The 10,087-nt window shown below is 60.2% G+C and carries 8 protein-coding genes and 1 pseudogene; 5 read left to right on the plus strand and 4 right to left on the minus strand.

Annotated features, from left to right (window positions below; all coding sequences use genetic code 11):
* Window positions 1–8: 8 nt before the first annotated feature.
* A complete protein-coding gene (locus IVB12_RS07480; RefSeq protein ID WP_247297276.1) occupies window positions 9–884 on the minus strand; it encodes an MBL fold metallo-hydrolase in 876 nt (291 codons plus the stop codon).
* Between the two features lie 142 nt (window positions 885–1,026).
* Between IVB12_RS07480 and IVB12_RS07485 the strand changes: the two are divergent.
* Window positions 1,027–2,008 (plus strand): annotated as a pseudogene (locus IVB12_RS07485) (glycerophosphodiester phosphodiesterase family protein).
* Here the strand turns inward: IVB12_RS07485 and IVB12_RS07490 are convergent.
* The gene (locus tag IVB12_RS07490; protein WP_247297277.1) at window positions 2,005–3,627 is read right to left on the minus strand and encodes an ABC-F family ATP-binding cassette domain-containing protein; all 1,623 of its coding nucleotides are present in this window, start codon (window positions 3,625–3,627) and stop codon (window positions 2,005–2,007) included. The pseudogene IVB12_RS07485 and the gene IVB12_RS07490 sit on opposite strands and share 4 nt — an antisense overlap.
* Window positions 3,628–4,007: 380 nt before the next feature.
* Here IVB12_RS07490 and IVB12_RS07495 point away from each other — a divergent pair, with 380 nt between their 5' ends.
* Window positions 4,008–4,526 (plus strand): DUF992 domain-containing protein, encoded by a 519-nt coding sequence (locus tag IVB12_RS07495; protein WP_247297278.1) that lies wholly within the window; start codon window positions 4,008–4,010, stop codon window positions 4,524–4,526.
* Window positions 4,527–4,697: 171 nt separating this feature from the next.
* On the opposite strand, the gene IVB12_RS07500 is transcribed toward IVB12_RS07495, so the two are convergent.
* Entirely contained in the window at window positions 4,698–5,639 is a 942-nt protein-coding gene (locus IVB12_RS07500; RefSeq protein ID WP_247297279.1) for an alpha/beta hydrolase, read from the minus strand.
* Window positions 5,640–5,878: 239 nt separating this feature from the next.
* Here IVB12_RS07500 and IVB12_RS07505 point away from each other — a divergent pair, with 239 nt between their 5' ends.
* Window positions 5,879–6,475, plus strand: coding sequence for a phasin family protein (locus tag IVB12_RS07505; protein ID WP_247297280.1), 597 nt, complete (start codon window positions 5,879–5,881; stop codon window positions 6,473–6,475).
* A gap of 644 nt (window positions 6,476–7,119) precedes the next feature.
* Window positions 7,120–7,809 (plus strand): hypothetical protein, encoded by a 690-nt coding sequence (locus IVB12_RS07510; RefSeq protein ID WP_247297285.1) that lies wholly within the window; start codon window positions 7,120–7,122, stop codon window positions 7,807–7,809.
* Window positions 7,810–8,429: 620 nt separating this feature from the next.
* Here IVB12_RS07510 and IVB12_RS07515 read toward each other — a convergent pair.
* Window positions 8,430–8,723: a hypothetical protein gene (locus IVB12_RS07515; RefSeq protein ID WP_247297287.1), complete on the minus strand. Its 294-nt coding sequence runs from the start codon at window positions 8,721–8,723 to the stop codon at window positions 8,430–8,432.
* Window positions 8,724–9,578: 855 nt separating this feature from the next.
* Here IVB12_RS07515 and IVB12_RS07520 point away from each other — a divergent pair.
* Window positions 9,579–10,087: transposase (locus IVB12_RS07520; RefSeq protein ID WP_247297289.1), on the plus strand; the 509-nt coding region annotated here is incomplete at its 3' end.

Raw genomic sequence — 10,087 nt, forward strand, 5'->3', positions numbered from 1 at the left:
TCAGAGCTTCACCCCCGCTTGAAGCGATAATCAAACGCGCCGTCCAGCGGCTTGATCCATCCCGCCGTCGGCGCCGGAAAATGCACCGGCAGAATCAGCGTGTCGGTGTCCGCAACCGACGCGAAGAATTTTCGCCGCGACACTGCCGACTGCTTCGGATCCCAGTCCGGCTTCGCCGACCATTCCGGCTCGCGGCACTGGATCTGGTGATGCATGAGGTCGCCCGCGACCACCGCGCGCTGGCCCTTGGAGACAATGTTCACGCAGCAATGGCAGGGCGAATGCCCAGGCGTCGGCGTCAGCGTCACAGTGTCATCGAGCGCGTAGTCATCATCCACCAGCAGCGCCTGCCCGGCCTCGACGATCGGCAGGCAATTGTCGCGAAACACGGTGCCGGGCGGGTTGCTGCCCTTGGCATGCTCGGCCTCCCAGGCCGCATACTCGCCCTTGTGAAAGACGTATTTCGCGTTCGGAAAGGTCGGCACCCAGCGCCCGTCGCGCAAGGTCGTATTCCAGCCGGTGTGGTCGATGTGCAGATGCGTGCAGAAGACGTAGTCGATCTGCTCGAAGCCGATGCCGAGCGCGAACAGTTCGTTGCGCCAGCGCTCCTTGCCCGGAAAATCGAACGGCGGCGGATGGCCCTTGTCCTCGCCGGTGCAGGTGTCGACCAGAATGGTGTAGCGCGGCGTGCGCACCACGAACGTCTGGTAGGTGATCACCATCATGCCGCGCTCGGCGTCGAACACTTCGGGCTCCATGGTCGGCAGATGGCGCTTGAACACGCCCTCGTCATAAGCCGGGAAAAAGTCCTGCGGCCGCCGCCACGGCCCTTCCCGCTCGATCACCGCATCGATGGTGATGTCGCCGATCCGGAGTTGCTTCATGGTTGTTTCGCTCCCCTTTTTGAGAAAGCGTAACGCACGGACTCGATGCCTTCAACCCGGCTGCGCATAGGTCTCCCATGCCTGGATCGCCGCAAATCAACCCCAAACCCCGCGGATCATGATCACGGAATAGGAATACCTCGTGGGCAGGAAACTGAAATTCGCGACGGCGGCCATGATTGCCGTCGCTGCTAGCCTCTACATCAACAACACCAGTCTTCTGGCGCCCCATCGCGACGGCAAGCCGGTATTGCTTGCCCATCGTGGCATGGCGCAACGCTTCGACGAGCGCGACCTGAAGAGCGACACCTGCACCGCCGCGCGAATGTTGCGGACGACGCACGACTATCTGGAAAACACGCTGCGCTCGATGCGCGCGAGCTTCGAGGCCGGTGCCGATGTCGTCGAACTCGACGTGCACCCGACCACCGACGGCGAATTCGCCGTATTCCATGATTGGACGCTCGACTGCCGCACCGATGGCCACGGCGTCACGCGCGAGCAGAGCATGGCGAGGCTGAAAACGCTCGATGTCGGCTACGGCTACACCGCCGACGGCGGCAAGACATTCCCGTTTCGCGGCAAGGCGTCGGAATGATGCCAACGCTCTACGATGTGTTTGCCGCCTTCCCCGACCGGCAGTTCCTCATCAACGTGAAGAGCCGCGACGCAAGTGAAGGCGAGAAACTTGCCACCGTACTGAACGCGCTGCCGGCCGAGCGCCGCCGAACGATCATGGTCTATGGCGGCGACGAGCCGATCGACGCGATCCGGCGCCTCAGCCCCGACGTCCGCACGATTTCACGCGCCGCCATCCGAACCTGTCTGATCCGCTATATCGGTTATGGCTGGACCGGCCTGGTGCCTGCGGCTTGCCGCAACGCCATGGTGCTGGTGCCGATCAACGCTGCACCTTGGCTATGGGGCTGGCCCGATCGCTTCCTTGCACGGATGAACGAGGTCAACAGCGCGGTATTCGTGCTCGGTCCCTACAGCAGCGGCGAGTTCTCCACCGGCATCGATACGCCGGAAAGTTCGCGCGGCTGCCGCAAGGCTATTCCGGCGGCATCTGGACCAACGAGATCGAGACAATCGCCAAGCTCGCGGGCAAGAGCAAAGATTAGCTCCGCAATCCCGGGGCCTCCTGCCCGGTGCGTGCGACGTATTCCGTGTAGCCACCGCCATATTGGTGGATGCCCTCCGGCGTCAGCTCCAGCACGCGGTTGGATAGCGTCGCCAAAAAATGCCGGTCGTGCGAAACGAACAGCATGGTGCCTTCGAAATCCGACAGCGCCGTGATCAGCATCTCCTTAGTGGCGAGGTCGAGATGGTTGGTCGGCTCGTCCAGCACCAAAAAGTTCGGCGGATCGAACAGCATCTTGGCCATCACCAGGCGCGCCTTCTCGCCGCCGGACAACACCCGGCAGCGCTTCTCGACGTCATCGCCGGAGAAGCCGAAGCAGCCGGCGAGCGCGCGCAAGGAGCCCTGCCCCGCGGTTGGAAACGCGTCCTCCAGCGACTGGAACACGGTGCGCTCGCCGTCGAGCAAATCCATCGCATGCTGGGCGAAATAGCCCATCTTGACGCTGCCCCCGAGCGCCACCGTGCCTTTGTCCGGCTCGCTCGCGCCGGCAACCAGCTTGAGCAGCGTCGACTTGCCGGCGCCGTTGACGCCCATCACGCACCACCGCTCGCGGCGGCGGATCATGAAATCGAGACCATCATAGATGCGCTTGTTGCCATAGCCCTTGTGCACGTTCTTGAGCGCAACGACGTCCTCGCCCGAGCGCGGCGCCGGCGGGAAGTCGAACGCAACGCTCTGGCGGCGGCGCGGCGGCTCGACGCGTTCGATCTTGTCGAGCTTCTTGACCCGGCTCTGCACCTGGGCGGCATGCGAGGCGCGCGCCTTGAAGCGCTCGATGAACTTGATCTCCTTGGCGAGCATGGCCTGCTGGCGTTCGAACTGCGCCTGCTGCTGCTTCTCGTTCTGCGCCCGCTGTTGCTCGTAGAATTCGTAATCGCCGGCGTAGGTGGTGAGCAAGCCGGAATCGATCTCGATCACCTTGGAGATCACGCGGTTGATGAACTCGCGGTCATGCGAGGTCATCAGCAGCGTGCCTTCGTAATCGTGCAGGAATGTTTCCAGCCAGATCAGGCTTTCCAGATCGAGATGGTTGCTCGGCTCGTCGAGCAGCATCACGTCGGGACGCATCAAAAGGATGCGCGCCAGCGCCACGCGCATCTTCCAGCCACCGGAGAGCTTGCCGACGTCACCATCCATCATCTCCTGGCTGAAGCCGAGGCCGGAGAGCGCCTCGCGGGCGCGACCGTCGAGCGCATAGCCGTCGAGCTCCTCGAAGCGGTGCTGCACCTCGCCATAGCGGGCGATGATCTCGTCCATCGCGTCGGCCTTGTCAGGATCGGCCATCGCAGCCTCGAGCTCGCGCAGCTCGGCCGCGACCTCGCTGACGGGACCTGCGCCATTCATGACTTCGGCCACGGCGCTGCGGCCGCTCATCTCGCCGACATCCTGGCTGAAATAGCCGATGGTAATGCCGCGATCGGTCGAGACCTGGCCCTCATCGGGCAGTTCCTCGCCGGCAATCATGCGGAACAAGGTGGTCTTACCGGCGCCGTTCGGACCGACGAGGCCGATCTTCTCGCCTTTGTTGAGAGCGGCGGAGGCTTCGATGAACAGGATCTGGTGGCCGGCTTGCTTGCTGACGTTGTCGAGGCGGATCATGCTTGTCTTTGGGGGAATTTTTGCGTTGCAGCGTCATAGGCCATGCCGGCCGCCAGGGGAAGCCCGGCGGGGCTCGAATCCTGGCGCGTCGGCTAAGGCGCGTCCATCTCATTCGCCGCCGCTGCAAATCACTTGGCGATTTTGTGTCCACCTTGGAGACACCTCGGCACCCGAAATAATCGTCCTCGGTGCTGGTCGCATGAGCGTCAGAACGGAGCCACACGTCGCGTCCGGCGCTGGTTCGACAGATCAGAGATTTGTCCTGTGATTTTGTCCTGTGATATTGAGATTCGCTTTCCCGACACCAGGAACATCGCAGGGCCGGCGCGTATTGAAGGACCATCAGAATACGCTCGACGGAGGCCCTCATGATTGGGACAATGCTGAACGAAACAAGGCTGACCAATTTGGCGACAGCGTGCGCGGCCCTGGCCCTCGTGCTCGCCACGGTTCCGGCAACGGCGCAGGAGGCCGGACGACCGAGAGTCGGCACACTCACGTGCAACATATCGCCCGGAGTCGGCATGATTGTTGCCGGACAACGGCAGTTGAGCTGCATCTATGCATCGGCGAGAGGCAGGGCGCGCGAGGCTTATGAAGGCACCGTCAGCACGCTTGGTCTCGATATAGGGGCCACGTCCGGCGGTCAGCTCGTTTGGGCCGTTTATGCACCGACCGCGGTTCGCCACGCCGCGTTGGCCGGAACCTATGCGGGCGCGACCGCCGGCGGCACTGTTGGCGCCGGAGTTGGTGCCAACCTCCTTGTGGGCGGGTCGGATCGCACGATCGCCTTGCAACCGGTATCCGTTCAGGCGCAAACAGGTGTGAACATCGCGGCAGGCATATCGCGAATGGAATTGCGGCCGGCCGCTGCGCCAGTGCGCCGCAGGGTGCAGTGACGCCGTCGCAGGCGAGTTGAAGCAGCAGTGGCGCCTTATCGGTGAGTCCGGGTCTGCCATGGCCACCGGTGCTCTCAGGACGTCACTGCTGGCTCATCGCAAAGATGCCGGAAAGTTCGCTTCGCGCAAGCAGAGTGCTCTCCTTCCGGCGAGGTCCCACAAGCCACCAGCTTAGGAATTTGCCATTGAATTGACGGCTTGCACAATGGTGGCGGGATCTGCGTACGTGACCATATGCCCGGCATTCGGAATGAGGTGAAGATCGGACCGAAGCAGCGCCTGATGTAAATCTTGCGCTTGTTTGTGTTCGATCACCTGGTCCTCTGTTCCATGGAATATTTGCACTTGATGGGCCATGGTCGAATAATAGGATTGGAATTGTGTCGCAGTTGGAATGAGGAGTGCACTTTCCTCCGCAGCCGCCCTCAACTGTGTGGGTCTGAGAACGAGAGACGCTGGAAATTCATTCTTGAACGTCTGCGGGACAGAACGGGGCGCGAAGATCTTACGGAGAGCTCCCGGCAAGACGGCCCACGAAATGATCGGCGCGACAGTGTAACTGACCAAGTCGCCCAGGACCGGTATGGCTGGACCGGACATCAGCCACACGTCCAACCGGACGGTCGGGAAGTAATACCCGGACGCAAGCACAAGACCCCGGATCGGATAATCCTTCCGCACGCCGAGAGCGATAGCGACAAAGGCGCCCCAAGAATGGCCCAGCACCACAGGATCACGGATCCCGAGTTGATTGAGCGCCTTCACCAATAGAGCTGCTTGAGCTGCTGCGGTCCATATTCGGAGCCGCGGCCGCTGACTATAACCAAAGCCCGGACGGTCGAAGCACACCACGCGATTGCTGCGAGCAAGAAGATCGACCAGGCCACTGATCGTGAAGTCCTGAATCATGGATCCGTTGCCATGGAGCAGCACAACACAAGGAGCCGCGGGATCGCCCCGATCGATATAGTGGAGTACCACGCCGTCGCACTCGAGGAACTTGCCGATTGGTGGATTCCTCCACGCGGCCAGTTTGGAGAAGCCGACGTTGCCGATGATGAGAAGTGCTAATAACAAGGCGACGATGAGCCATACGGTTTCGGCGGTGGTCATTATAGAGCCTTGATTTGATCGATGGGTCAGAACACGAGACCCGCAGTGCCGAGCAGATCAACCAATCCATCAAATAATTGGAAGTTGAAGCGCTCGTTCCTGCGCGCAACGGCGGAGGATTGATTAAAACTTGCTCGCCCCGGAACGGTCCAGAAATGCCCACGTTTGCTCGCGTAGGATCGCACCTGTGACGGAGAGCATAGGATCCGACCTCACCAACAACAACGATGGAGCAACAAATGGCCAATCCACGCCAGGAGGAAAAGTCTACCCAAAGCCCCGAGGACACAATCCGCCGCGCCGCCGAGAGGACCGCGGAGCAGACCAGACGGATCGGCTTAGCTACCGCTGAGGCCGGCGAGGAGGTGGCCCAAGCCAGCAGCCACCTGCTGCGACAAAATGCCGAGATGCTGCAAAACACTTGGCGCTTCGGCGTCGACATGGCCACCGCGATGATGGGCCGTTCGACTGATCAGCTTGGTCGCACGTTCGGTTTGACGGGCAATGAAGCGCAGCGGGCAACGGAACGCTCGGTCCGCAACGCCGAAGCAATCATGTACTCGACGACCGCAGTCGCCAAAGGAATGAATGGCGTCTCACGCGAGTACTTTGATTTCGTCCGACAGCAGATCGAAAGGACTATGGACCGCATGAATGACCTCTGGCGCTGCCGAACTCCTCACGACTTGGCGGCCGTGCAGACTGATCTGATGCGCGACACGATCAGTAGCGCCTTGGATACCAGCCGCCGGATGGCGGACATGTCTCTGAAGGTGGCTGACGACGCCGGAAACCATATAACCCAGACTATCGAACGCATGCGGCAGGCTGCCTAGCACGCCGGCATAATCATGGCGCACGTGCGCGGCTGAACCTCAGCCGCTCATGTGCCTTGCTGGAACTGCGGCCTCACCGCTCCAGATTCCTCAACGCACTGCATCAGCGCGGAGTAGACGACCACGTCAGCGGCTAAATCGCCGCTAGTCGCCTTTGAATCCGTTGCTCGGTCAAACTGCCTCCGAGCGGCCAGACGAACCACGTCGCTCCTAGCACTTTGCCGCGGACTTGTGAGCCGTAGTCTAGGAGGATGTCCGATTTGGGAGCACGCGCCGCTGTCCAGGCACCGCAGCCCGCATCCCGTTGACCGTCAACAGCCGATATCGCAATAGCCTCAGTGTAGTTCGGCTTGGGGCCGTAAGCTGCCATTGAAGCCGAAGGCACATTGACTCGATCCTGACCGGCTTTCTTCCCGATGTCCTAAAGTCTATCTTGGTTGAAAGGCACGAGGGGCAGCGAAATGCTACCAGCACCCATCACTTATTGCTTCTACCGTTGTCGCGGGCTCTGCCTTCACACTTGGGTCGTCGCGACTTTCGCAATCATGATGGCCTCCGCTCCACTGCAGGCTTCAACAGCACCAAGAACCTCAGCGTGCGGATACCTCACTGGTCTAATTGATAAGGCACCGCCATCAGGGCCGTTGTTCCTGCCCAGCTATCCGACCGTCGAAACGGGGCCTCTGCATGGCGCCGCCTACCTCTATGACAATGCGGTAGCCGCCATCGCATTGGTCGGTTGCGGTGAGCAAGACAAAGCGTATCGGATTGGCTCGGCGATTCTCTGGGCCATCGATAACGACCGCACCTGGCATGATGGACGGCTCAGGAACGCTTACGCCGGGGGTTTGGTGGCGAATGGGCCCGTAAAACTTCCAGGTTGGTGGGACAATACTCAGAACAAATGGCTAGAGGATCGATATCAGGTGGGCAGCGATGTTGGTAACATGGCATGGGCCATGTTGGCGTTGCTGTCGATTGATGTGAACACCGGCTCTCGATTCCGCGATGGTGCCGCACGGCTTGGCGCCTGGGTCGCGCAATGGGCCGATACGCGCGGTACTGGCGGTTTCACGGGCGGTACGTTTGGGCACGAGCCGACGCCGGAAGTGCGGACATGGAAATCGACTGAACATAATACTGACCTCGCTGCCGCGTTTGGCCTTCTTGCCATCCGTACAGGCGATTCGCGCTGGCGCGATAAGGCGATGGTTGCTGAGTACTTCGTAAATACGATGTGGGATCCGGGGTGCGCCTGTTTCGCCGCAGGACTGCTGAAGACGGTGTCACGCATAATCCGATTTTGGCTCTGGATGCCCAGATCTGGCCTTTAACAGCGCTTCACGGAGCGGCCGGGAAATTTGCATCGGCAATAACTACCGCCGAACAGCGAATGAGTGTTGGCGGAGGCTTCTCTTACGGTGAAGACCGGGACGGTGTGTGGACCGAAGGGACGGGCCAAATGGCTCTCTTGATGAAATTGCTCGGCAGGACTGAGAGGGCAGAATCGTTGATCGCTATCATCGAATCCCAGAGGTCGCCCGATGGTGGGTTCTATGCGACGACTGTCCGCGCGTTACCGACGGGGTTCGTGTTGGACACCGACCCGACCAAGCCACGACATTATTTCCGATTGTCACATCTTGGCGCAGCTTCGTGGGCTGCCCTCGCGGGATGTGGGTTCAATCCCTTACGATGACGAAAGGACTTCCCTAGCTGAGCCGCAGTGCTTCTCGTCTCGGCCGTTTTGGTCTGTTTTGATTTCGATATGTCCGCAAACGGTCAAAGACGGCCTTGGCCAGCTTGCATGACCCTGTTCGGGTCACCTTCAGGAAGCAGACCTCGCGGCGCTCTGAGCTAAGGGCCCGGACACCAACAGGACGATGTCAAAGACATGACAGCTTGTCGTTGTCATAGTCCGGCGCGTTTTAGCCTTGCATTGATCCCCGCTACCTCAATCCATCCCGCCAATGACGCCAAGAAACGAACCGCCGAAGAAAGAGGCAACAAGCATCATGAGATAGGTCGTCGCGGTGGGAGCAAGTTCTGGCTCGTGTTGAAAATGATGAAATCCGAGCAGCCCCAGCAGACAAAACCCCGCGCAGATTGTCGGCCAAAACGCCCGCCGCCGTGCTGCGAGCCGCTGGGCCGGGCTAGCCCACTGAGGCTGTGATAGATTTCTGGACCGACGAAGCGATACCGCGGCACTCACGACTACCACGACCAGACAGGCAGTGAGGAAGTACATCAGACATGTCCTCAACGCCAACCGTGGGCATCTTTGAAGACCATAGGCTGAGCCTATAGCGTGAATTAATTGCCACAACCCTAAAGCGATCGAGAAAAACGTCAGGCGCGTCGGATTGCTATAGCTGGCGAACTATGAAACAAGCCGTGTGTAGACTTCTTGACGCGCCGCTTTGGCCAACCTCTGCCGTGGGATCACCGCCCGGCAATGGTCTGTCGTCCCTCCGGTACCCGACATTCAGCTCTCGTTGCCGAACGTCAGCCTCGGGCCAAATGCAGACGCTTAACGTTTGCTGGCAAAGAGCTTGCGCTGCGCGAGATTTACGTAGGAATCGGGCCAGTCGACCTCTCTCTTGGATGCCGGAAGATATCGCTTCCGGTCCGCGTACTCGTAGTACAGCGTTCCGTGGATACCTTGCGCTTCGCTTCAAAATAGGGCGCTCCCATACGGGCGACAATATTCGCAAAGCCTGCTCTTCCCCTACGCGTTCGGTAAAGTCCTCGACCAACTCTATGTCTTGGCCCGCGCCGGAAAAGATGGCAGCGAACTCATCATCAGTCGCTTGAAACAAGCTGAACGTCGCGTTCACCGCGCGATCTATGATCTGAATGTTCTTCAAGCTCCGCTCCCCGGAATCCGCAACCATAGGCTCTCTAGTACCGATCTCCCAAAGTCCGCAATGGGTCAGAAGCACCCGTCAACGCAACCATCGTACAACGTCCGGTTTCCCGCAGACAGCCGACATGGGGCGGCCCTTTCGTTGTTCAACTGAGGGCCGATTCTGTTGAAAAAAGCAGCTGTTGCGACGCAGAGATATCAGTGATTCAGTCTGTCTAATTGGCAGGACTGAAGATCATGATGGGGCATCGGCAAGTCGAACAGACCGCGTTGTTCTATGAGTTCTCGCTCGAAAGACATATCCCGACTGATCACTTGCTGCGGTTGATTGACAGGTTTGTCGATCTTGAACAGGTCCGGCGGGACCTGGCGCCTTTCTACAGCAGCATCGGTCGGCCTTCGATCGATCCCGAGCTGATGATCCGGATGCTCTTGATCGGTTACTGCTTCGGCATTCGATCGGAGCGGCGCCTGTGCGATGAGGTTCACCTCAATCTGGCCTACCGGTGGTTCTGCCGGCTCGGTCTGGATGGGACGGTGCCGGATCACTCGACGTTTTCCAAGAACAGGCACGGCCGCTTCCGGCAGAGCGACCTCTTCCGTCGCGTGTTCGAGAGCGTGCTGCGCCGCTGCATCGAGGAACGACTGGTCGGCGGTGAGGGATTTGCAGTCGATGCGAGCCTAATCAAGGCCGATGCCAATCGGCAGAAGGGGATCGAAGGCGATAAGGGACTTCCGCCGGAGGC

It is taken from the genome of Bradyrhizobium sp. 179 (genome assembly GCF_023073535.1).
In the GTDB taxonomy this organism is placed as follows: domain Bacteria; phylum Pseudomonadota; class Alphaproteobacteria; order Rhizobiales; family Xanthobacteraceae; genus Bradyrhizobium.

What these genes read in the sequence shown, in the direction of transcription:
- IVB12_RS07500 (WP_247297279.1), bottom strand. Translation starts at nt 5,639, where the DNA reads ATGACCACCGCCGAAACCGTATGGCTCATCGTCGCCTTGTTATTAGCA.
- IVB12_RS07480 (WP_247297276.1), bottom strand. Translation starts at nt 884, where the DNA reads ATGAAGCAACTCCGGATCGGCGACATCACCATCGATGCGGTGATCGAG.
- IVB12_RS07490 (WP_247297277.1), bottom strand. Translation starts at nt 3,627, where the DNA reads ATGATCCGCCTCGACAACGTCAGCAAGCAAGCCGGCCACCAGATCCTG.
- IVB12_RS07515 (WP_247297287.1), bottom strand. Translation starts at nt 8,723, where the DNA reads ATGTACTTCCTCACTGCCTGTCTGGTCGTGGTAGTCGTGAGTGCCGCG.
- IVB12_RS07505 (WP_247297280.1), top strand. Translation starts at nt 5,879, where the DNA reads ATGGCCAATCCACGCCAGGAGGAAAAGTCTACCCAAAGCCCCGAGGAC.
- IVB12_RS07495 (WP_247297278.1), top strand. Translation starts at nt 4,008, where the DNA reads ATGCTGAACGAAACAAGGCTGACCAATTTGGCGACAGCGTGCGCGGCC.